This window comes from Methanothermobacter sp. KEPCO-1 (assembly GCF_008033705.1).
GTDB lineage: Archaea > Methanobacteriota > Methanobacteria > Methanobacteriales > Methanothermobacteraceae > Methanothermobacter > Methanothermobacter marburgensis.
In genome coordinates this window covers 1,008,849-1,029,276 of record NZ_CP042937.1, presented here as the reverse complement: position 1 = coordinate 1,029,276, position 20,428 = coordinate 1,008,849, and the positions used below count along the sequence as shown (strand labels likewise).

Sequence of the window (20,428 nt, the reverse complement as noted above, 5' to 3'; positions counted from 1 at the left end):
CTGGAGCATGAACCCCCTTAAGAAGATAAAGGATTGGATGGCCAGGGAAAAGGCTGGATGGCACCTCAGCGGCGGCAGATCAAGCCTAAAACAGGGAAATACAAAGAAGCTCTTGAGGAGTTTGAAAAGGCTTTTAAGGCATGTCCAAATGACCCAGAAGTTCTATACTACAAGGCACTGACACTATTGAAATTCAAAGGACTTGAAGAGGCATTAAAATTTTGCGATAAAGTGCTCCAAAACAACCCAAAACTTACAGAAGCATGGATAGATAAAGGAATAGTATTAAATGAAATTAGAGAGCATAAAAGAGCATTAGAATGCTACAAAAAAGCACTAAAGATAAACCCCACTGAATACAGAGGATGGTACGGCAAAGGATTTACATTATCCAAACTCAGAAACTTTGAGGAGGCCCTAAAATGTTATGACAAAGCACTAAAGATAAACCCCCAATTTGCAGATGCATGGAACAGCAAAGGAGTAGTCCTTAAAGAACTTAAAAAATACAAAAAGGCACTAAAATGTTTCGAAAAGGCCATAGAGCTAAATCCAAAAAATTATAGAGCTTGGGGAAATAAAGGAATAACATTACATAACCTTAAGATATATGAAGAAGCATTAAAATGTTATGACAAAGTTCTCCAATTAAATCCACAAGATGATAAAGCTTGGAACAACAAAGGAGTAGTCCTTGAAGAACTTAAGAGATATGATGAGGCATTGGAATGCTATGAAAAGGCACTAAAAATAGATCCAGAAGACGATGGAACATGGGCTAACAAGGGAGTACTCCTCAGGAAACTTGGAAAATATGAGGAGGCACTGGAATGTTTTGAAAAAGCCCTTGAAATAAACCTAGAATTCTCAGATGCATGGAAATGGAAAGGAATAATCCTGGAAGACCTCAAAAAACCAGAGGAATCCCTGAAATGCTACAAGCAAGCCCTCAAACTAAACCCCCCAAAACAAAACACTACAAAAACTTGGAAAACACCAAAAAGCCAAAAAATCCTACAAAAAAGCCCTGAAAATAGACCCACAATACAAAAAAGCCAAAAAGCCCTGAAAGAACTCCAAATGAAAGGCTAAAGTCACTCCTGGGTAATAGCACAGCAAACCTTTGAAGGCTTAAAGAACAGCGCGAGAAAAGCCTTCAAGGGACCTTATTAGCCCAATACAACCCGCCCCACACAATCCCATGACCCTTGTTGAAATCATCAGTTATGGCTTGGTGGGTCAGGGCCTCATAGGAGTTAACATAGCAGCATACGCAACAACAATAGCCTACATAAACTCCAAACTCAACAACATTACAGGCAGCATCAAAGAATTTATCGTGGAACATCAAACATACATCCCAAAGGATATTCTAGATGCAGTAGGTGTGGTTGATGGCTGTTATTTTATGTTAGAAGGAGGATCTTTTGTGGCAACTGGATTTAGCCTTGTTTTTTGTATTATTGCAGAAGGGGATTTAATTCTTAATATAAGGGATCATTACCTACCTAGGGAATACTGGAAGTATATCCCTTCATCGTGGCCCAATATATGGATACAAACTGGAGGCATACATTGGTGCGGATAATTGTATACACTACAAGGAGATTCCTAAAAATCCAGATGGTACGCTAAGAGAGAATGAAACAATATGTATTTAGGAGGGGGTTGTATGATTGAAAGGTCTGAAAAAGGTGAAAGAAAATTTGATATACTTTTTATGGTTACTTTCATAATCTTTTTCCTTGAACTGTTATATTTAAACAGCCCAAAGGTTGAGTTGACTGACTGGTTAGTCGTGGGGCTCCTTTTCGTTTTATTGTATTTTTTCAGAAAAAAAGAAGATTGGATAATTCGCCATCAAGAGGCAATCAGAATTTTTGGGCTAATGATGCTCGCAATTCTTACGATTAGAATCCTTAAAACATGAAAAAAACCTTATGTAAACCCTATACTAACAGATAAATAAAGAATCAACCCCTAATAGGTTCCGCTGCAAGCATAGGATGCCTATCAGAATCATGAGACGATAAAAACTTGCATACTAGGACCCAACGATTACATGAAAAAGAAGTTGAGAGAGACTATAGCATGGACGTGATAGAGAAGATCATGGACGGGATAGCCGCTGCAAAGACAGAATGGCACTATAGCGACGGCTATCAACACTCAAACAAGGAGATGCAAAGAAGACGTCAAAAAATTCATCATAGGGCATCAAAACATACATTTCAATGAATATTGGTAATCTTTTGCTTTGGCTTTTGGGAGGTGTGTTAGCCAGGAGTGGTAGTGTAGTACTTCAGCCACTTGGGATGTGTATAATTATGGGTAACGCTATACTTACTGTTAGGGATCATTATCTCCCAGAGGAATACTGGAAGTATGTATCGTATCATCCAAGGCCATTCTATGGTTATGAGGTTAGGTATGTTGGTGAGGATCATTGTATACACTATATTGAAATACCGAAGAACTCTGATGGTAGTTTGAGGTGGGAGGATGCTCGATACATTAGGCTTCTTTATTATATTGCGGTTATTTTGTCATCTTTCACGTTCCAGTAACTTTGCTGGCCATTAGATCATGCAGTGATGAGGCACAGGTCAGATTATTGTTAGTGTTTCTTTTAATGATAAATTTTGTACTCCTATTATCTTAGGTCTAAGAGAGCGTTTAAAGGCGAAGAAAGGGGCAATCGAAACCCTCACGTTTATTTACTACTTATAATTGTTCTTCCAGGTGCTCCTGCTTAACAAAACACGGGAGACATGTAAATGAATTATCATAACTAACATGATGTGCAATTATCATGATGCTGTAATATTACGAAATAACCGGAATAAGCATGACACTTTATGTTCACTGGTTCTCCTCAGCAGCTGATTCTCCAATCCGGTAGGCCTCAAGGGCTGCGTAGGCAAGCCCCAGGACCAGTGGCCCAACTATGAACCCGGCAACACCCCATACAACCGGGCCGCCAAGGAAACCCACAAGGAATATCATGGGGTGTATATCAGCATACTTACCTGAAAGCTTTGGCCGGAGGTATATGTCGATTGTGCTGAGGAATATCCCGAATATGAGGACCAGAACCCCCCTGAGGATATTCCCGGTCACCAAGTCATAGATGGCGAGGGGGGTGTAGGCCGCCCATGGACCTATAACCGGTATGAGCTGAAATATCCCTGTTATTATACCGAGGACTATGGCGTAGGGGTAGCCCAGGAGGTGAAAGCCAACCCCTGCCATGATGCCTATGAGGAGTGCTGTGAGGAAGTGGCCATAAAATATGCTCATGAGAACACGTTCTGTCTCAGAGGCCATCCTCCTCATGAAGGGCCTGGCTTCAGTGGGTATGAGGCCCCTTATATATGAAAGGAGCCTTTCACCATCCCTTGCAAAGTAGAATGTTGATGAGAGGAATATGAAGAGCTGCAGGGCTATCATGGGGACTGACTGTATCACATCAATCACATAGTTGAGGGATCCGCTCAGTACGTCGGTTAGAATACCCCTCAAAGCCCCCAGGGTGCCCCCGGAACTCTGGAGCTGTCCCGGAAGGTAGGGGATATCAAAGCCCCTTGCAAGGGTTATGAGTGAGGGGGTGGAGTTTATGAGGGAATCCACGGTGAAAACCACTATACCAACAAGGGGCATTATAACAAGGATCATGGCGATGATTATGGAGACCGAGAGGTAGGGTATCCTCTCATTTATCCTTAAAGCCACCGGCCTTACAATGTAGGCGAATACAGCCCCCAGGAAGAGCATGGTCCAGATGGGATAGATTACAATGGCCGATAGAAGTATCAGTGCAAGTACAAGGAATGAAGCAGATGTGATGGTGCCCCTGAGCCTCTCAATCATGAAACCACCACATTACCAGCTGATTCTCCGGCCGGCAGCGTCCCTCCTGTACCTGCCAAATTCACCGACACCCCGTAATTCATGGTCCCAGAAGACAGGGCCCTCGGCACAGACCCTCCACCCTGTCCCATCAAGGCAGCACTGGCCGCAGATACCCACGGCACACTTCATGTACCTCTCAAGGGAAAACTGGGCCGGTATTCCCCTCTCATCAAGCACCGCCTTCACATGGAACATCATGGGTTCTGGACCGCACACAGCCGCCATGTCATATTCTCCATCCATTTCAGAAAGGCGTTCATGTGCAAATCCCTGAAACCCGCAGGTTCCATCATCTGTACATGTATGGATATTAACACCTGCATTCTCAAGTCTCTCTGTGAAGAGAAGCTCATCTGCTGTCCTTGCAGCCACAACCGCATCCACATTCATGCCCCGCTCCACAGCCTCCTCTGCAAGGGCTGCCAGGGGTGCCATGCCTATCCCGCCGCCCACAAGGATCAGGTTTCTTCCCATGAGTTCAAAACCCCTTCCATAGGGTCCCCTGACCCCCAGGAGGTCTCCCTCGCCCAGTTCATGGACCGCTGATGTGAATTCACCAACCCTCCTTATGGATATGCCTATCTCAGACCTCTTATGGTCAATGAGTGAGACTGACATGGGTTTCTCGTCTCTGAAATTCCAGACCATGACGAACTGTCCGGGCACTATTTCGCTCCTGAAGTCCCAGTCAAATATGAAGGTCTTGACGGTCTCAGATTCCTCAACTATTCCCCTAATTTCAAGAACCTCTGGAACATTTCCCATGAAATCACACCCCCTCATGGGCCAGGCCAACCATCTCATCAACCGATGAGAAACCCTCCTCAATCATGAACCTTTCAAGGCCCCTGCATATCCTCATGAAGATCTCGGGGCCATCATACATTATGGCTGTACCCACCTGAACGGCCACTGCACCTGCAAAGAGAAATTCGACCGCGTCCCTGAAGTCCCTGACGCCACCGGCGCCGATTAGCGGGATCTCAACATTGCGGTAAACATCATAGACGCACCTTACAGCCACGGGTTTTATGGCGGGACCCGACATTCCCCCAAAGGCATTGGAGATTACAGGTTTTGCTGTTTTTATATCGATCTTCATCCCGGGGCCAAGGGAGTTTATGAGGGTCAGGGCATCTGAACCTGCGTTTTCGGCACTTTTTGCTATCTCAACGATGTCTGTAACGTTTGGTGTGAGCTTGGTGGATACCGGCACGCCCACGGCGTCCTTTACAGCCGAGACCACCCTGAATGTCAGCCCGGCATCCTGTCCTATGGAAGCCCCGCAACCAGCCATGGCATGGGGACAGGAGACATTGAGTTCGATCATGTCCACGTATTCCTCCACTGAAGCCGCCACCCTGGCAAATTCCTCCGGTGAAGACCCGTAGATGGATGCTATGAGGGGCACATCATCATCCACCCCCCTGAGCTCCTCTTTAAATGCCTCAACCCCTGGATTTGATAGGCCTATGGCATTTATGATCCCGCCGGTAACCTCCACTGTGGTGGGATTTTTATAGCCCTCATTGGGTTCCAGTGAAAAGGATTTGGTTACAACAGCCCCTGCACCTGCACGGTAGACCCTGTTGAGGGATGACGCCATGCTCCCCATAACTCCCGCGGCAAGCATGGTTGGATTCCTGAGCTCAATATTACATATCCTGGTCCTCAGCATGAAAAACACCTTCTAAATATATTTATAGTCACCACCTATAGATGTACCCCTATGAAGTGTTATCTCACAGGCTGCGTTGCTGGTTTTGTTGCCTTCAGTGAAGATCTGAAAGTCATAGATTATGAAACTTTCCCGCTGGATGATGTGGCCAGCAGGCTCAACGAATCACAGATGGGAGGTATCACACCTGAGGAGAGGAGGATACTTGAAAGGCTTCTTGGTGAATACGATGAGGTTGTTGTTGAGGCCGAACCATCACCTGCATACTCTGAATTTGGTAAAATCAGGTTTGAAATGTCATCAGCCGCCGGAGTCCATCTGAGGGAGAACCTCGATGGGATACTGGAATCAATCACTGATATCCCCCCATCCAGATTCATACACAGCGCCCTCATGTCGGCAACCCGGGAAAAACTGAGGGAGTCCCTCAGGGAATCCGACAGGTTCCTCATACAGGCCATAAATGCCCTTGATGAACTGGACGAGGAGATCGGGAAACTGATAGAGAGGTTGAGGGAGTGGTATTCCCTTCACTTCCCTGAACTGGATGGTGTGAGGAGCCATGAGCAGTACGTTGAGCTGGTTGCCAGGTACGGTGACAGGGAGAGGATACTTGAAAATTTCAGGATGGATGTGGAGGAAAGCATAGGTTCAGATATCAGCAGCGAGGACCTCCATATCTTCATGGACCTTGCAGAGAATATCAGGAGACTCCAGAGGCTGAGGCAGGACACCGAGAGGTACATTGACCTCAAAATGGAGAAGCTCGCCCCCAACCTCAGGGCACTTGCAGGTGCGAACGTTGGGGCAAGGCTTATTGCACATGCAGGTGGCCTCAGGGAACTTGCCATGCTCCCCTCATCCACTGTACAGGTCCTTGGGGCTGAGAAGGCCCTCTTCAGGCACCTCAAATCAAATGCCCGGCCACCAAAGCATGGTGTGATCTTTCAGCACCCGTCCATACGGTCATCACCATGGTGGATAAGGGGCAGGGTTGCAAGGCTTCTTGCCGGTAAAATAGTAATTGCAGTGAGAAAGGATGTTTTCAGCGGGGAATTCGATCCAGAGATCATTGAAAGTTTCAATGAGAGATTCGAATTCATAAAAAATAAAAATAAGAAACCTCCAGTCAAAAGGAAGAGGTTTCAGAGGAAAAGATGATCAGAGTGGAGGGTGTGTCCAGTGAAACGTGTTAAGGGCCTTGATGGTGTTTTTATGATGAATGATTCTCTCCTCACAGTGAACCCCAATCCAGGTGTGAGGGTCTATGGGGAGAAGCTCATAGAGTGGGGTGGCCGGGAGTACCGGGTCTGGGATCCCAGGCGATCCAAACTTGCCGCCGCCATTCACAACGGCCTCAGAGGCTTCAGCCTGAAATCCGGTTGCCGGGTACTGTATCTTGGGGCTTCGGCCGGAACAACAGCCTCACACATCTCTGATATTGTGACAGACGGCAGGGTATACTGCGTTGAATTTTCACCCAGGATGATGAGAGAGCTTCTGGAGGTGTGCAGTGCCCGTATGAACATGTTGCCACTTCTTGAGGATGCGTCAAGGCCCAGAGATTACCTCAGGATGGTTGAGGCGGCTGACCTTGTCTACTGTGACATTGCACAGCCAGACCAGACCAGGTTGTTCGCCGAGAATATGGAATATTTCCTTAGGGATGATGGCTACGGTCTCATAATGATAAAGGCCAGGAGCATAGATGTTACAAGGAGCCCCCGTAAGATCTTCCGTGAGGAGGTCAGGAAACTCAGGGACTCAGATTTCCAGGTGATGGATCAGGTGGGCCTTAACCCCTACGAGAAGGACCATATGGCTGTCCTTGTTAAAAGAAGTGATTGAAATTCATATGATTTTTTAACAGATTTTTAGTAAAAAAGGTATATATTGGGTTAGTTACATAATTTTAATCCCAACTGAAGGCCATAATTTCACCTCCGGGTTATTGTTGCAACACAATAACCTGGAGTGAATAACTCCATTTTTCCGGTTTCTGCTGAAAATGAGTTAAAACATCATTTTTAAGCTTCATCAAGAATTTCGTTCCTTTTCTTCAAGTTTCACTGCAATTTCATCAACTATGAGGGATGCGAGGTCATCCTTGCTCATTACAGGAAGTTCCAGTGCCTCATCTGAGACTATGATGGCCATGTTGCTGTCTGAGCCGAACCCCTCAACTGAAACGTCATTTGCAACGACGATATCCACACCAGCCTCCTGCATCTGCTTCTCTGCAGATCTGATAAGTTCCTCACGGGGGACATCGTACTCGGCCTTGAATCCAACAATAAGTGCGCCCGGGTTAAGTTCCCTTGCAATTTTTATGATCTTGGGGTTTGGTTTCAGTGTGAGTGTGAGTTCTCCATCTGAGGATATCTTCCTCTCTGTGTAGGTGGGTTTGAAGTCAGCGACGGCTGCAGCCGATACGAATACATCATGTTCCCCTATAAGTTCCCTGACTGCTGATGCCATGGAATCCGCTGTCTCAGTCCCTATAACTGTGAACTGCTGGGGGATATCCACTGAGACGACACCCGCCAGGAGTGTGACGTCGGCACCCTCAATGTATGCCCTTCGTGCAACCGCAAGCCCCATCTTACCTGAACTTCTGTTTGTAATGCCCCTGACTGGATCTATTGGCTCATATGTCCCGCCAAGGCTTACGAGGACCCTTTTACCCTTCAACCTCTGCTTTGAGGTCTGCCTCATCGCCTCAAGTACTATTGTGTTGATGTCCGGGAACTTGGCCTTCCCCTCATCCATGCGGGGCTCAACAAAGACAACACCCTCATCCCTCAGTCTTCGTATGTTCCCCTTTGCAGCGGCATACATGGCCTCATGCATTGATGGGACCATAACTATGGGGGTCCCCATCCCTGATGCCGTGAGGAGAAGGGATGATATGGGGTTGTCGGCCAGCTTAAAGGCAAGTTTACCTATGATGTTGGCGGTTGCAGGGGCCACAAGGATCAGGTCTGCGTCGGCGTACTTAACGTGCTCGATCTCCCCTGTAAGTTCAAGGATGGGTTTGCTTCCTGTGGCAAACTCCATTGCATGGGGGTGTATTATCCTGCAGGCGTCCTCACTCATGAAACAGGTGACACTGGCGCCCTGCCTTCTCAGTTCCCTTGCAAGTTTAACCGCCTCAATGGCGGCAACGCTTCCTGTAACGCAAAGTACGATCTCCATTCCATCCCCATCATGTGTCATCTATAACAACAACCGTTTTCTCTCCGGTCAGCATTTCTATTATCTCATTGAGGGTTTCAAGTTTTCCTGGAACCCTCCTTGCATCCTCCCGCATAACCCTGATCTTGAAGCGTTCCTCACCGTCCTTTCCAAATACTATGTTGATCCCTGAAATCCTTGCAGGTGCAAGGACATCCTCTGCAACTGATTTGAGGTCAGAGTTCTCACCGACCACCCTCACCTTCTTGCCCAGAGCCCTTGATATTGCCCTTACGATTTTACCGCCCTTGCCTATCAGTTTTCCCACCTCATCAGACTCCGTTATGATTATAACTATTCCATCAAGGTCTATGGCCCTTTTAAATCCGAGTTTTCCCTCTCCAATCCTGTATAGAACCTTTGAGATCTCCAGTTCAGTCTGAGTTACCTCCCCTGTTTTAAGTTTATTTTCACAGCCCTGACATAAAATTCCGCTTTTAAGACAGACATCGCATATTGGCAATACCATTCCTTCTTCCTCCTTTTCTTTAGTGATTACCGTGGTTATCGTGAGCAAGGCCACACCTGTAAATCCCGGTTTAAAAACCCGTCACAGTCTTTAAACCTCTGGAGATAAAATAAAAAGAGCCCATTTATCACTGCAGTGACCCTTATAATTTAATAATATTTTGATAAATATAAATTTATAGTTTTGGTGTATCCCTAAAGAAAGAAGAGTGGAGTTAAATAAATCTGAGGCTGTTCACGATAAGGTCGAAGTTCTTCCTTTCAGCGTCGAACCTGTCAGCCGGGGCTGTGCAGAGTATCACATAGACCCTTCTGTTGTTCTGTATCCAGATGGCTCTCTGCTTCTTCTGTACCCCATCAAGGACAAGGTAGACATTCTCTATTGCCTGGTAACCACCTATGGTCGTGTTTGTCTCTGAGACCCTCCTGTAACTGGAGTTGGTGAACAGTGTATCATAGTTGTCCCTGTACATATCATAGAGGTTACCCTTAAGCTCCCTTGACTGGATCACAACTGAGACCTGTGCAAGTCCAGATGAATCAACTGATGCCGGGTCCCCGACGGCTGCGACTGTTTCGTTTGCCAGTGAATTGGCTGTCACCCAGCTGGATGGGTACTCAAATGAAATATTGTTCCCTGAGAACCTCTTGGTCTGGTTCTCCGAGTTACTGTCCGGTGACGTGCATCCTGACACCGCAACAACCATTATTATGAAAAGGATGAGCCAGTGTTTCCTCATGCAGTTTCCTCACTCTCATGGTGATGATGGTGGATTCTCCCCTCCACCGGTCCCCTGATTATCGGGGGTTGTTGGAGTGGTGGGTGTTGAAGGCTTTTCTGGTGTTGCTGGAGTGGTGGGTGTTGTGTTGGTGGGGGTCCTGTTTGTGGTGGAGGTTACGGTCACATTTTTGACGGTGTTGTTGAAGGATGGGAACGCTGTTTCGTTCACGGTAACGGTTCCTGTAACAGGGTTTTCCTCCTTCAGGTTCATGAAGTACAGCCCGAATCCCGTTCCAAAGAAGAAAGCCGCCACAATTATTATGGCACCTATGAGTGACAGGTTCGGACCCCTCTTTTCCTTGACCTCCTCTGTCTTGACGTACCTTCTGACGAGTTCCTCCCTCTCCTCTTCGTCCTTCTTTTTCCGTGATTCCTCCACCCAGTGGTCGAGGGGTTTTTCCGGGGTTTTCTGCCCCTGAAGCCGCCTTATGTTTTCAACTGCCTCAATTGTTTCAAGTTCCTTCGTGTACTGTTCCTTCAGTTCACTGTATTCCTTCCTTGAAATATTACCCTCTTCAAGGTCCCTTTCAAGTTTCTTAAGCTGTCTCAGGAGGATTTTCCTATCCTGACTAATCATAATCATCTCCTGATAAATCAATGATAATCAACTGGATCTATATTGAACAGCCGGGTATATATAATTTATATGGCATGGAACATTCCCGGCACATAGAAAAGTAAGTTTATACTGAAGTCTGCTGAGGTCCCTGAAAAATCAAGAACTATTCATAAACAGTTTCCTCTGGATAGGACCCCAGAATTTTAAAGAAAGGTGTTCTATCAGCTATACAATCAAGCACGTCCATGATGACAGCATCCTTCCTGTGCCCCTCAAAATCTATGAAGAATATGTACTTGCCAAGCCCCCTCTTTGAGGGTCTGGACTCTATCTTTGTGAGGTTCACACCATGCTCTGCAAAGAATCCCAGAACCTCATAAAGCCCCCCAGGTCTGTCCTCTGCCAGGGAAAAGACTATGGAGGTCTTGTCCTTTCCTGTTGGCTCATGATCCTTCTCTGAGAGGACTATGAACCTTGTGAAGTTGGGATCAAAGTCCTGTATGTCCTCTGCGATCACATCAAGGCCATAGATATCAGCGGCTCTCAGGGTACCTATCGCCGCAAGTTCCCGTCTCCCCACTATCGTCCTGGCTGCTGCCGCTGTGCTGGGTGCTGAGTGTGTTGTGACCCCCAGCTTCTCCAGGAACCGCCGGCACTGGGCAAGGGACTGGGGGTGCGAGTAAACCTCCCTGACCTCCCCCAGGGATACACCACTGTTGACAAGGAGGTTATGCCTCACCCTCAGTATTATCTCCCTCTCTATGCACAGATCATATTCCCATGCCAGAAGGTCAAGTGTCACCCCAACCGGCCCCTCAATTGAGTTCTCAATTGGTACAACCCCCCTTGAAGCCTTACCTGATGCCACCGCCCCCAGAACCTCAAGTATGGAGTCAAAGGCCAGAAGTTTCTCACCGATATGGAGTGCTGCCTCCTCGGTGAATGTCCCCTCGGGTCCAAGGTAGGCTATGGATTCCCCCGCCATCAGTAGAGGCCCCCCTCCAGGTAGTTGTTTATCCTGTCTGTTGTTGCCTGGTAGAATCGCCTCACCGTGGCCTTACCGTCCCTGTAATCTGCGAGGGTTGCTGAGACACCGAGATGCACGAGGTGCCTTATGAACTCCTCGGCTGTCTCCCTGTCCTCCACATCGATGACCGTATCCTCGTAGGCGACCTCACCGTCTGCTATGGCCTTTATCCTCTCAAGCATGGGGTATATTATTGCCTCTCCAAGGCGGTGGGCCCTCTCAAGGGTTTCCTCATCTGACTCATCCAGTTCATAGGCCTGGAACCCCTCCCTTATAACCCTGCTGAAGAAGAATGGCCTCCCGAAGTCAAAGGGGTAGCTGAAGGCATATGCCAGTTCCCTTGCATGTGCCTGGGATGATGTGTACTTGAGAGGTGGTAAATCCATGGAGGGGTCCTTCATAACAACCCCCTCCCTTCCCTCCCTCCCCAGGGTTCGTATTATGTCTGCAACCTCCTCTGCAGCATCCTCCACAGGGTAAATTCCAAATAAACGTACGGGTGGAAGACCGTAGGATTCAAGAAGGTCCCTCTTCTCCTGTATTGGGAGGGGTCTGTTGGTGTTCTTCTCCCTGAGGTCAAAGACCCTGAAGCCCAGTGGCCCAACCTCAGGATAGTCCTGTGAAACGTAGGGGTTGTCCCTTCCAACCATCTCACCGCACACAACAAGGTCCGCATGGTCAGAGAAGAACCCGTCAAGGTCCATGAGTTCCAGCGCCTTCCGGGTTGTGAAGGGGCATACGTGACCTCCCCGTGTGAGTGCAACCGTATCCCCGGACGAAAGGCGTGTTATGCGGACATTATAGCCGTTCATCTTCTCCTCCACTGCAACGCTGTCCCTGAAGTGTTCCATCAGTGTGGGGGAGAGCAGAAGTGTCCTCCTGATCTTAGGGAATCCCCGTATAACCTCGACCTCATCTCCAGTGTAGATCACTGTGCCTGCCTCAAGGTCCATGAGGGACTTTTTAAAAATTAAAGCATTAACACCTCCCTCTTCAGTAACCCTGATGGCGCCCCTCTCAAGCCCATCCTTCAACCTTGCAGAGGGAATCCCTGTTTTCTCTGTGACCTCATGGAAAGGGATGTCTGTATTCATCAGATTCACGCTGATCATTCAGTAAGCATGTTTCTTGGGTTTATTCAAAAAATAAAGGATTAGAAGACACCCTCTATCTCAACTATGAGGTCAAGGATGTCCGTCTTTGTAACTATACCCTCAAGTTCGCCGTCCACCACTGGGAAGCCACCGTAACCTGTCTCCATCATCATTGATGCAAGATCAGTTACCGGCGTGTCTGCCTCAACGGTCCTGACATTCTGTTTCATTATATCCTCAACCAGAAGGTTTCTTATCCTTGATGATTTGTGCTTATCCGGGACCACCTTCCTGAAGTTTATAACTGCACGTGTCATGTCCTTTGCGGTGAGGATACCGGCGAGTTCCCCTCCATCCATTACCAGTAGCCGTCCTATGCCCGCATCAATCATCATCCTCCTTGCATGGACAGCCCTCTCCTGGGGGGATACTGTTATCATCTCTGTGCTCATCACATCGCCTGCAGTGTACTTCTCATAGGCCCTTCCCCTGCATATATCAAGGAGGTCTGATTTGGTCACGATTCCCAGTATCTCGCCATCAAGGATAACAGGCAGGCTTCCTATGTTGTTCTCGAGCATGAGACTTGCTGCGTTTCCTGCGTCCATGTCTGGATCCGCGGTTATGAGTTCCCCTGTCATGACCGTTGAGACGTGGAAGTGGGATGGGGCCATGTTTCCATACCTTGATGATCCCAGTTTTATGGCTATATCCTTCTCGGTGACTATCCCCACAAGTTCCCTCTCATGTTCGCTGTTTGTGTTGATGACAAGGAGCCTTGACACGTTTTTCTTGCCCATCAATCGAAGGGCGTCGCAGACGTTCTGGTCCTTATCGATGCAGACAGGATCCTCTGACATGATATTTTTAATTATCATACTCTCCACCTACTGTATCCCGCTTATTATATCTGTTTTTGTTATTATTCCCACCAGTTCATCATCCTCAACAACTGGCAGTCCGCTTATGCAGTTATCAAGCATCACTGAAGCCGCCTCTGACGCATCGGCTGAGGGTTCGACTGTTATGACGTCCTCAGTCATTATATCGCCGGCAGTTAACATTGCGATTGTCCTGGCCCTCCTCTTCTCCTCGGATGCGCGGCTTATGAAGTAGACCCTTTCAACAGGTATGCCCCTCTCAGGGTCCTCGAACGTTGCAAATGAGAGGTTCTCGGAGGTTATTATTCCCTCAACAGCCCCGTTCCCGGTTACAACAACCCTTGATATGCCGTTTTCCTCCATGACATCTATAACATGGGCCAGTGTGTGGTTGGCTGTCACAGTTTTAACGTCCCGGGTCATTAAATCCTCAACCTTCCATCTGCCGGCGCACCTGTCCTTGAAGAATCTGAGAAGGTCCCTCTTGGTTATGATGCCTGCAAGTTCCTCTCCATCCATCACAAGGAGTGAGCCTATTTTCTTCTTGAGCATCAGGTCGGCGGCTTCCCTTGGAGTGGCGTTGATATCCACGCTGATGGGGTTCTCGTTCATGACCCTTCTTATTGATATCTTATCTATGGGCCTCCTCTTCCATGCTGGTCCATCAATTCTCAGCTTCCTTGTTATGTCTGTCTCTGTGACTATACCCGCTGGTTTCCCCTCGGAGTCCACTACGACTACCCTGCTTATCCCATGCCTTAACATGAGGTTCCTGGCGTATGCAACCTGCTGTGTGTCTTCCATGACAAAGACTTCATCTGTCATTATACTTCCAACGTTCATGGGACCACCTAACCTGTTATTGCCCTTAAAAGGTCGCTCTCTGTTATGATTCCCCTGAGGTTTCCATAGTCCACCACTGGCAGACCGCCAATTCCATGTTTCTCCATGATCTCACAGACCTCTCCAAGGGTGGTTGATGATGTGACGGTGCAGACCTCCCTTTCCATGATTTCAGTTACAGGTGTGGCGAGAACCTCCTCGGCACTGTTGGTCTTCATTGAGTTGAATGCCTGGTTCCTTCCAAGGAACTCGAGTATATCGGTGGAGGTAACAATTCCAACAAGTTTTTCATCCTCTGGGTGGGGTGTTCTTCGCTCCTCACCAACAACAGGTATCCTCCTGAGCCTGTTTCTTACCATTATCTTGGAGGCCCCCTCTATCGGTGTTCCAGGTGTTGTCGTTATGACATCGACCGTCATGTGATCCTCCGTGACCTCATCGATGAATACACCTGCCATGAGGAGCACGAAGTCCCTCTCGGATACTATACCTGCTATTCTCCCCTCATCATCCACAACCGGCAGGGCGCCGACACTGTTTTCCAGCATCATGGTAACCGCATCTGATATGGAGTCCCTGGTGGTTATGTGAATGACATCGCGTGTCATTATACTTTTAACCGGTTCGTTGACTGCTGCGAGGAAGTTATCATCATACTTTTTATCTAGGATCTTGAATTTATCTCCCCCTCCTAAAAAGTCCAGGATGTCCATGGTCGTTACTATTCCCTGGAGCTTCCCTGTTCCGGGGTTTGTTATGGGAAGCCTCCTGAATTTGTTCTTAACCATTATCTCCGCTGCTTCCTTGATGGTGGCTGTCTGTGGTATGGAAATTACTTCCTTCCCGGCGATTGTCATGACATCGCCTTCATGGTCGAAGTTTCTGCTCTCGAATTCAATGGGACCACGGTCCCTAGACTTTACCAGGTTTATGGTGTCTTTTTTTCTCATTTACACACCTCTCTGGGAGATATACTTACATGAAGTAAGTATCGTTATTACCCAAACTAATATTTTTAATAAAAATTAATTTCTCGTTGATGGGACTTTCAGGTTTCATCAAGCCACCATTTCACTTGATATATGCTTCCAGGACGTCCTCCCTAGACACTATACCCAGAAGATCTGCCTCCTTCACCATGCTGGGGTCCCTCTTCACAAATACCGGGTTTTCAACCACGGGGATCCTTCCAATATCCTTCTCCAGCATGAGAGAGGCAGCCTTTTCAGAAGGAGTATCCGGTGTTATGGCAACGGGGGGTGTTTTCATTATCTTCTCAACCGCCACGGATTTCACTTCACCTGATTCCCTGTGTATCCTTGCATGGCCGTACCTCAGAAGGTCCTTCCTGGTTATGATACCTATCATTTTACCATTCTTCATCACAGGAAGACCTGAAAACCCTGATTCATCCATAAGATCCCATACAGCTGAAAGCTGGTCGCTGTGTTCACATGTAACAGGGTCTGGGGACATTATCTCACTTACAGGGCTTCTGACCGGCTCATAGCCATTTTCAAGGAAGCCAGATATAAGGTCTATGGCGCTCAGTATCCCCACAAGCTTCATGCTGTCGGTTGACTCAACAACAGGGGCCTGTATCTCACCGACCTTTAAAAGGTCAGATGCTGCCCTCATCGCATCCATCTCAGGGGTCAGGATAACCTTTGGTTTCTCCATTATGCCCCTTGCCTCAAGATTTGACTTGGTTGCTGTGATGTTGAGCACATCACCCCTTGTTATAAGACCCCTCAGTTTCTCTCCCTCAACCACAGGGACGCATCTGAAATCCTCATCCCTTAGAATGGATCTTACTCTCGTGGCGGCAGTTTCAAGTGAGACTGAGACGGGATTTAAAGTCATTACGTCTCTTACAAACAAATCATTCACCCTCTAGGTCCTCTTTACACTCCTCACATATGTATCTACCATCATACTCCTCAAGGTACTCCTCATAGTTACCGCAGACCTCGCACACGCCGGGGACAGACCTCTCATTCTCAGGTGACAGTGCCCTGTTCTCCTCAATCCTTGCATTCTCAACAAGGATCTCGGTGAGTTCAGGGGCGACCATCATGACATCAGAGGATGTCAGTATCCCCACCAGTGCACCGTCCTTAACCACAGGGAGTCTCCTTATACTGTTCTTTGCCATCAGCCTTGCAGCGTCACTGAGTTCCCTCTCAGGTTCTATGCTTATGAGGTTACGGCTCATTACCTCGCCAATTGTAACCTTGCTGGCAGCCAGGTCCTTGGAAACCACCTTCCTTATGATGTCACTCTCTGTGATGAGTCCTTCAGGTTCGGAGTTGCTCTTCACAATGATGCTTCCGACCTTCTTTTCTGTCATTATCGATGCTGCTTCTGCAACGCTGATGCCAGGGTCTGCTGTTATAACATTCGATGTCATGGCATCATGGACTGTAACCTTTGTTTCCATTTCCATCTGACAACCTCCTACCTAAGGCCAAGGGCCCTATGCATCTGTGGTATAACGTAAACATCCATATACTTTCCGGCTTCCTGAGACATTTCCAGCAGGCGAGGAGTGTACAGAGCCCACTGTTCAGGGGGACTGCAGGGCTGTATAACCATTGAAAGTTTTTCAGGGTCATCAACGCCTTCACGGAGCCGCATGGCCAGGGCCCCGATGTATTCAGCCCCCGTTGTGGGCATCACAACCACCTTACAATATGTATTTACACCTTTTGATATTAATATGTTTATGACTTGAATCTCCCGATCAATGAGGTCATCCGAGCCGGATATATCGGATTCTGTAATATTATGGTTGAAATCCCCTGAAAAATGTTCAGATGTTTTAATATCCACCGATGCGTAATCAAAGAAGTGGGATATCCTCCGGGCGCTGGCCGGGAGAGAGCCGTTGGTTTCAAGAAGAGCACTCCATGGGGAATCCTCAAGAAATTCCCTGATAAAATCAGGGTAAAGAAGCGGTTCACCACCTGTGATGCTCAGTGAATGAAAATCAGGGGTCACGAGATTTTCAACCATCCCCAGAAGCTGGTCTGCTGAGAGTTCCTCTCCACAGGATGGGTCCCTGCTCTCTGGGGTGTCGCAGTAGCTGCAGTTAAGGTTGCAGCCTGCGAAACGTATGAAAATCTGCCTCTTCCCTACAAGTAGGCCCTCACCCTGGATACTGCTGAAGACCTCCATAATGGGTGCCCTCATATGGATCACCGGGATATGGTGTAGATGGCCCCCTGTCCTATTCCCTCATTTACGCAGACCTCAACCGAGGATATGTCGTACTTTCTGACAAGCTCCTTAAAGAGGGTGGAGGCAAAGTAACGTGAAAGTTCCTCTGCAGAGCTGGACTCAAGGTCAAGGAGGCAGCAGTCCTCCTCGGGTATACTGTACTCCTTACCACCGATCTCAAATTTGATGTTTCCACTTGTTGATGAGAAATTTATGAGGGGGCTTCTGAGGGGTATGAGGAGTTTATGATCAAATCTGCTGCATAATTCTCTGACCACTGCCTTAACGTCCTTGAAGTCAGCCACGAATCCGTGCCTGCCGCTCCTTTTTCCCTCCACCTTAACGTCAACTATGTATGAATGTCCATGTATGCATCCACATGACTCGTGTTCAGGTATCATGTGTGCCGCTGAAAACCTTAAATTGGCATGTATCCCGTTGATAACTATTTTCATTTTAACCACATCTACTAATCAGAAGTGTCCCTGCCTCTTCAGAAGATCCTGGTCTTGCATATGTCCTCCTCGATGGAGTCAATCTCATGTATGTATGCCATGGCAACGTTCTCCGCTAGCTGCACCACGCCCTCCATTCCAATTTCAGGCCTCTCATCAAGGAGCCCCACGGTATCCACATCATCTGGTGTGCCCTTCTCATGGATATTCACACCGAGGTGTATCTTCATGCTGGATACCGAGGCAGTTGCTATGGAAACCGTTAGCTTGGATGAACCTACGTAGAGGTCATCACCCTCCCTCCGGATCTCGAATCCATGGCCCCGAAGTTCCTCCATGAGGAGCATGACCAGAACCCTTTGCCTGTGATAGGATAAACGCAGACTTGCTGGCTGTTCATCAAAGTGTTCAACAATGAAGTGGAGGACATTCTCAGACTTTATCTCAAGGTCAACGTCCTCGTAGTCCACGATGTTCTTCACATCCATTGGGCCTATCCAGGTTATTATGCTCGAACCCTTTATTCCCAGTTCACTGAGGGCCCATGCAGGTTCTATCTGGCTTCCATCATAGAGGATAGGGTCCTCGAGGTGCTCATATATCATTCAATCACCATCTAAATATTTGGAGGTGATCCTATAAGTAGGATTTGAGTCACGTGAAGAGACCGTGGCAGAGATCCCACTGGGTAATTGATCCCATGTTTGAGCCACCGATGTGATTGAAATCATTCAAGAACCAGTAACTCTCTGTAACCGGTTCTATCATCCATCACCCTTCTCAGTTTACCATGATAGGGTATCACGGCAAGTTCGACTGTTGTCCTTACCCTGCAATAGCCCTTGAGGTGTCCGCCAATTACCCTTCCAGAGGAATCAGCCACTGCAATGTGGATGTGGACACCATCGCCTGTGATTGTCCCCTGCAGGGATATTATCTCAAGGGGACCCTCAACCGTAAGGATGCTCTCATCCGCTGTCCTTATCCTCACACCATTGAGGCTACCTATACCCGATACAACGGCACCCGCAACTTCAAGGGCCTCCATCTCAGCCATGAGATCCATTCCAGGCTCAAGTCTTAGGAGAATCATATTAAATGATTTGCAGATCCGCCCTCATTTAATTAATCCATGGGAATCCAGCTAACCAAGAAGAGATACACCCCCTCTGATACCTCCAGAAGAATATGAAAAGCTTTATAGTTTCATCATGCATTTAATTTACCTATGAAAGCCCGAATCCGTGACTTCATATACACCTCTGATGATCTATTCTTTGCTGTTACATCATACGTTCATCCAGAAGACAGGATACTATCCTTTTTACGCTACATACCCGACAGTGAAGGTGAAAGGTCCCTGAATTCGGCAAGATACTCAAAGGTGAATTCTGAGCTGGCATACACCTTCCTCGAGGAGAACCACCCCACCTACCTCCACCACTATGAGGAACTCGGTGTACTCATGATGGGTGTTCCCAATGAAAGAGTGGATAGTATACTGAGGCCAGAGGAGCGCCTTCTGGATATAATGGAATCCCCAACCGATCAGCTGCTTGCCAGGGTTGTGATGATTGCCGACACCTTGCATGATGCCGCAGGGATTCCCTACAGTTCCATGGGGGTTTCAGGTTCAGTGCTTCCCGGATTGTATGACCCCCTGAACTCTGATATCGACTTTGTGGTTTACGGTTTGAGGAACCACCGGAGGGCCATGGAAGCTTTCGGTGAACTTAAGGGGGACCCTGAGAGTCCGCTGAAGGGACTGGATAAGGAACAGCTCATGAAGGTCTACAGGAAAAGGATCACCGATGACACGCTCTCCTTCAGGGAGTTCTGCTGGTATGAGCTGAGAAAGAACAACAGGGGAATAATCGATGGAACCCTATTCGACATCCTCGCTGCAAGGGACTGGAGTGAAATCCAAGGCTCATGGGCCGATACAACCTATGAGGACTGCGGCAGGGTGACTGTCGAGTGCACAGTATCTGACGCCATCGAGGCCTTTGACAACCCTGCAAGGTACCTTGTGGAGGATGTCAGTGTACTTGAGGGGCCTGAAGCTGAAATCACTGAGGTTGTGTCCTTCACCCATACCTACGCGGGGCAGGCCAGGGAGGGTGAAAGGATAATCGCAAGGGGTAAGCTTGAAAGGTTCAGTGGAAGGGAAAACGGATACCGGGTTGTTGTGGGGACAACAAGGGAGGCCGAGAACGAGTTCATAAAGCTAAAGGAACTCAGATTATAAAATAACAGGTGAAAGACCCGATATACCTT

General features: G+C 47.8%; 23 protein-coding genes and 2 pseudogenes. 7 read left to right on the top strand and 18 right to left on the bottom strand.

What is annotated here, in order from left to right; all coding sequences use genetic code 11:
• Positions 1-57 precede the first annotated feature (57 nt).
• The 4 genes and pseudogenes from FVF72_RS05545 to FVF72_RS05535 all read left to right on the top strand — a co-directional run.
• A pseudogene (locus FVF72_RS05545) lies at positions 58-921 on the top strand (tetratricopeptide repeat protein); the annotation flags it as partial.
• Positions 922-1,006: 85 nt separating this feature from the next.
• Positions 1,007-1,069: pseudogene (locus tag FVF72_RS09420) on the top strand (tetratricopeptide repeat protein); the annotation flags it as partial.
• Positions 1,070-1,201: 132 nt separating this feature from the next.
• Positions 1,202-1,588 carry a hypothetical protein gene (locus tag FVF72_RS05540; protein ID WP_255503650.1) on the top strand — a complete coding sequence of 129 codons (387 nt, stop codon included), beginning with the start codon at positions 1,202-1,204 and terminating at the stop codon, positions 1,586-1,588.
• 84 nt (positions 1,589-1,672) lie between these two features.
• Positions 1,673-1,930, top strand: coding sequence for a hypothetical protein (locus FVF72_RS05535; RefSeq protein ID WP_010875709.1), 258 nt, complete (start codon positions 1,673-1,675; stop codon positions 1,928-1,930).
• Positions 1,931-2,862: 932 nt separating this feature from the next.
• Here FVF72_RS05535 and FVF72_RS05525 read toward each other — a convergent pair.
• From FVF72_RS05525 to FVF72_RS05515, 3 genes are read right to left on the bottom strand one after another with little or no spacing between them, the layout of a single operon-like run.
• Positions 2,863-3,870 carry an AI-2E family transporter gene (locus FVF72_RS05525; protein WP_147671412.1) on the bottom strand — a complete coding sequence of 336 codons (1,008 nt, stop codon included), beginning with the start codon at positions 3,868-3,870 and terminating at the stop codon, positions 2,863-2,865.
• 12 nt (positions 3,871-3,882) lie between these two features.
• Entirely contained in the window at positions 3,883-4,677 is a 795-nt protein-coding gene (locus tag FVF72_RS05520) for a dihydroorotate dehydrogenase electron transfer subunit (RefSeq protein WP_147671411.1), read from the bottom strand.
• A 4-nt stretch (positions 4,678-4,681) separates the two neighbouring features.
• Complete coding sequence (locus tag FVF72_RS05515; protein WP_147671410.1) at positions 4,682-5,590, bottom strand: dihydroorotate dehydrogenase; 909 nt, start codon at positions 5,588-5,590, stop codon at positions 4,682-4,684.
• A gap of 51 nt (positions 5,591-5,641) precedes the next feature.
• On the opposite strand from FVF72_RS05515, the gene FVF72_RS05510 reads away from it, so the two are divergent.
• The gene (locus FVF72_RS05510) at positions 5,642-6,751 is read left to right on the top strand and encodes an NOP5/NOP56 family protein (protein ID WP_147671409.1); all 1,110 of its coding nucleotides are present in this window, start codon (positions 5,642-5,644) and stop codon (positions 6,749-6,751) included.
• Between the two features lie 21 nt (positions 6,752-6,772).
• Positions 6,773-7,438: a fibrillarin-like rRNA/tRNA 2'-O-methyltransferase gene (locus FVF72_RS05505; RefSeq protein WP_370511818.1), complete on the top strand. Its 666-nt coding sequence runs from the start codon at positions 6,773-6,775 to the stop codon at positions 7,436-7,438.
• A gap of 189 nt (positions 7,439-7,627) precedes the next feature.
• Here the strand turns inward: FVF72_RS05505 and coaBC are convergent, their stop codons facing one another.
• The 15 genes from coaBC to FVF72_RS05430 form a co-directional block, all read right to left on the bottom strand.
• The gene (coaBC, locus tag FVF72_RS05500) at positions 7,628-8,785 is read right to left on the bottom strand and encodes a bifunctional phosphopantothenoylcysteine decarboxylase/phosphopantothenate--cysteine ligase CoaBC (RefSeq protein ID WP_147671407.1); all 1,158 of its coding nucleotides are present in this window, start codon (positions 8,783-8,785) and stop codon (positions 7,628-7,630) included.
• A 10-nt stretch (positions 8,786-8,795) separates the two neighbouring features.
• Positions 8,796-9,293, bottom strand: coding sequence for a transcription elongation factor NusA (locus tag FVF72_RS05495; protein WP_013296391.1), 498 nt, complete (start codon positions 9,291-9,293; stop codon positions 8,796-8,798).
• A 214-nt stretch (positions 9,294-9,507) separates the two neighbouring features.
• A complete protein-coding gene (locus FVF72_RS05490; protein ID WP_147671406.1) occupies positions 9,508-10,032 on the bottom strand; it encodes a PsbP-related protein in 525 nt (174 codons plus the stop codon).
• A 15-nt stretch (positions 10,033-10,047) separates the two neighbouring features.
• Positions 10,048-10,650: a hypothetical protein gene (locus tag FVF72_RS05485; RefSeq protein WP_147671405.1), complete on the bottom strand. Its 603-nt coding sequence runs from the start codon at positions 10,648-10,650 to the stop codon at positions 10,048-10,050.
• Positions 10,651-10,795: 145 nt separating this feature from the next.
• On the bottom strand, positions 10,796-11,617 hold the full coding sequence (gene pheA / locus FVF72_RS05480; protein ID WP_147671404.1) for a prephenate dehydratase: 822 nt from the start codon (positions 11,615-11,617) through the stop codon (positions 10,796-10,798).
• Entirely contained in the window at positions 11,617-12,753 is a 1,137-nt protein-coding gene (locus FVF72_RS05475) for an RNA ligase (protein ID WP_147671403.1), read from the bottom strand. The genes pheA and FVF72_RS05475 overlap by 1 nt, the downstream gene beginning before the upstream one ends.
• A 59-nt stretch (positions 12,754-12,812) precedes the next feature.
• Complete coding sequence (locus FVF72_RS05470; protein ID WP_147671402.1) at positions 12,813-13,631, bottom strand: CBS domain-containing protein; 819 nt, start codon at positions 13,629-13,631, stop codon at positions 12,813-12,815.
• Between the two features lie 9 nt (positions 13,632-13,640).
• Positions 13,641-14,477: a CBS domain-containing protein gene (locus tag FVF72_RS05465; RefSeq protein ID WP_147671401.1), complete on the bottom strand. Its 837-nt coding sequence runs from the start codon at positions 14,475-14,477 to the stop codon at positions 13,641-13,643.
• 8 nt (positions 14,478-14,485) lie between these two features.
• Positions 14,486-15,427 (bottom strand): CBS domain-containing protein, encoded by a 942-nt coding sequence (locus tag FVF72_RS05460; RefSeq protein ID WP_147671400.1) that lies wholly within the window; start codon positions 15,425-15,427, stop codon positions 14,486-14,488.
• A gap of 121 nt (positions 15,428-15,548) precedes the next feature.
• Positions 15,549-16,367: a CBS domain-containing protein gene (locus FVF72_RS05455; RefSeq protein ID WP_147671399.1), complete on the bottom strand. Its 819-nt coding sequence runs from the start codon at positions 16,365-16,367 to the stop codon at positions 15,549-15,551.
• A complete protein-coding gene (locus tag FVF72_RS05450) occupies positions 16,360-16,923 on the bottom strand; it encodes a CBS domain-containing protein (RefSeq protein WP_013296400.1) in 564 nt (187 codons plus the stop codon). Before FVF72_RS05450 ends, FVF72_RS05455 begins: the two co-directional genes overlap by 8 nt.
• Positions 16,924-16,934: 11 nt before the next feature.
• Entirely contained in the window at positions 16,935-17,669 is a 735-nt protein-coding gene (locus tag FVF72_RS05445) for a 7-carboxy-7-deazaguanine synthase QueE (protein WP_147671398.1), read from the bottom strand.
• A gap of 5 nt (positions 17,670-17,674) precedes the next feature.
• Complete coding sequence (locus FVF72_RS05440) at positions 17,675-18,151, bottom strand: 6-carboxytetrahydropterin synthase (RefSeq protein WP_147671397.1); 477 nt, start codon at positions 18,149-18,151, stop codon at positions 17,675-17,677.
• Between the two features lie 38 nt (positions 18,152-18,189).
• Positions 18,190-18,756 carry a DUF366 family protein gene (locus FVF72_RS05435; protein ID WP_147671396.1) on the bottom strand — a complete coding sequence of 189 codons (567 nt, stop codon included), beginning with the start codon at positions 18,754-18,756 and terminating at the stop codon, positions 18,190-18,192.
• A 122-nt stretch (positions 18,757-18,878) separates the two neighbouring features.
• Entirely contained in the window at positions 18,879-19,244 is a 366-nt protein-coding gene (locus FVF72_RS05430) for a PPC domain-containing DNA-binding protein (protein WP_013296404.1), read from the bottom strand.
• A gap of 135 nt (positions 19,245-19,379) precedes the next feature.
• Here FVF72_RS05430 and FVF72_RS05425 point away from each other — a divergent pair, with 135 nt between their 5' ends.
• Positions 19,380-20,399, top strand: coding sequence for a DNA polymerase subunit beta (locus FVF72_RS05425; RefSeq protein WP_013296405.1), 1,020 nt, complete (start codon positions 19,380-19,382; stop codon positions 20,397-20,399).
• Positions 20,400-20,428: the final 29 nt, after the last annotated feature.

Bases quoted from the DNA above. Each gene is read 5' to 3' on its own strand.
- FVF72_RS05540 (WP_255503650.1), top strand. From the start codon at position 1,202: ATGACCCTTGTTGAAATCATCAGTTATGGCTTGGTGGGTCAGGGCCTC.
- FVF72_RS05535 (WP_010875709.1), top strand. From the start codon at position 1,673: ATGATTGAAAGGTCTGAAAAAGGTGAAAGAAAATTTGATATACTTTTT.
- FVF72_RS05525 (WP_147671412.1), bottom strand. From the start codon at position 3,870: ATGATTGAGAGGCTCAGGGGCACCATCACATCTGCTTCATTCCTTGTA.
- FVF72_RS05520 (WP_147671411.1), bottom strand. From the start codon at position 4,677: ATGGGAAATGTTCCAGAGGTTCTTGAAATTAGGGGAATAGTTGAGGAA.
- FVF72_RS05515 (WP_147671410.1), bottom strand. From the start codon at position 5,590: ATGCTGAGGACCAGGATATGTAATATTGAGCTCAGGAATCCAACCATG.
- FVF72_RS05510 (WP_147671409.1), top strand. From the start codon at position 5,642: ATGAAGTGTTATCTCACAGGCTGCGTTGCTGGTTTTGTTGCCTTCAGT.
- coaBC (WP_147671407.1), bottom strand. From the start codon at position 8,785: ATGGAGATCGTACTTTGCGTTACAGGAAGCGTTGCCGCCATTGAGGCG.
- FVF72_RS05495 (WP_013296391.1), bottom strand. From the start codon at position 9,293: ATGGTATTGCCAATATGCGATGTCTGTCTTAAAAGCGGAATTTTATGT.
- FVF72_RS05490 (WP_147671406.1), bottom strand. From the start codon at position 10,032: ATGAGGAAACACTGGCTCATCCTTTTCATAATAATGGTTGTTGCGGTG.
- FVF72_RS05485 (WP_147671405.1), bottom strand. From the start codon at position 10,650: ATGATTAGTCAGGATAGGAAAATCCTCCTGAGACAGCTTAAGAAACTT.
- pheA (WP_147671404.1), bottom strand. From the start codon at position 11,617: ATGGCGGGGGAATCCATAGCCTACCTTGGACCCGAGGGGACATTCACC.
- FVF72_RS05475 (WP_147671403.1), bottom strand. From the start codon at position 12,753: ATGAATACAGACATCCCTTTCCATGAGGTCACAGAGAAAACAGGGATT.
- FVF72_RS05470 (WP_147671402.1), bottom strand. From the start codon at position 13,631: ATGATAATTAAAAATATCATGTCAGAGGATCCTGTCTGCATCGATAAG.
- FVF72_RS05465 (WP_147671401.1), bottom strand. From the start codon at position 14,477: ATGAACGTTGGAAGTATAATGACAGATGAAGTCTTTGTCATGGAAGAC.
- FVF72_RS05460 (WP_147671400.1), bottom strand. From the start codon at position 15,427: ATGAGAAAAAAAGACACCATAAACCTGGTAAAGTCTAGGGACCGTGGT.
- FVF72_RS05450 (WP_013296400.1), bottom strand. From the start codon at position 16,923: ATGGAAATGGAAACAAAGGTTACAGTCCATGATGCCATGACATCGAAT.
- FVF72_RS05445 (WP_147671398.1), bottom strand. From the start codon at position 17,669: ATGAGGGCACCCATTATGGAGGTCTTCAGCAGTATCCAGGGTGAGGGC.
- FVF72_RS05440 (WP_147671397.1), bottom strand. From the start codon at position 18,151: ATGAAAATAGTTATCAACGGGATACATGCCAATTTAAGGTTTTCAGCG.
- FVF72_RS05435 (WP_147671396.1), bottom strand. From the start codon at position 18,756: ATGATATATGAGCACCTCGAGGACCCTATCCTCTATGATGGAAGCCAG.
- FVF72_RS05430 (WP_013296404.1), bottom strand. From the start codon at position 19,244: ATGATTCTCCTAAGACTTGAGCCTGGAATGGATCTCATGGCTGAGATG.
- FVF72_RS05425 (WP_013296405.1), top strand. From the start codon at position 19,380: ATGAAAGCCCGAATCCGTGACTTCATATACACCTCTGATGATCTATTC.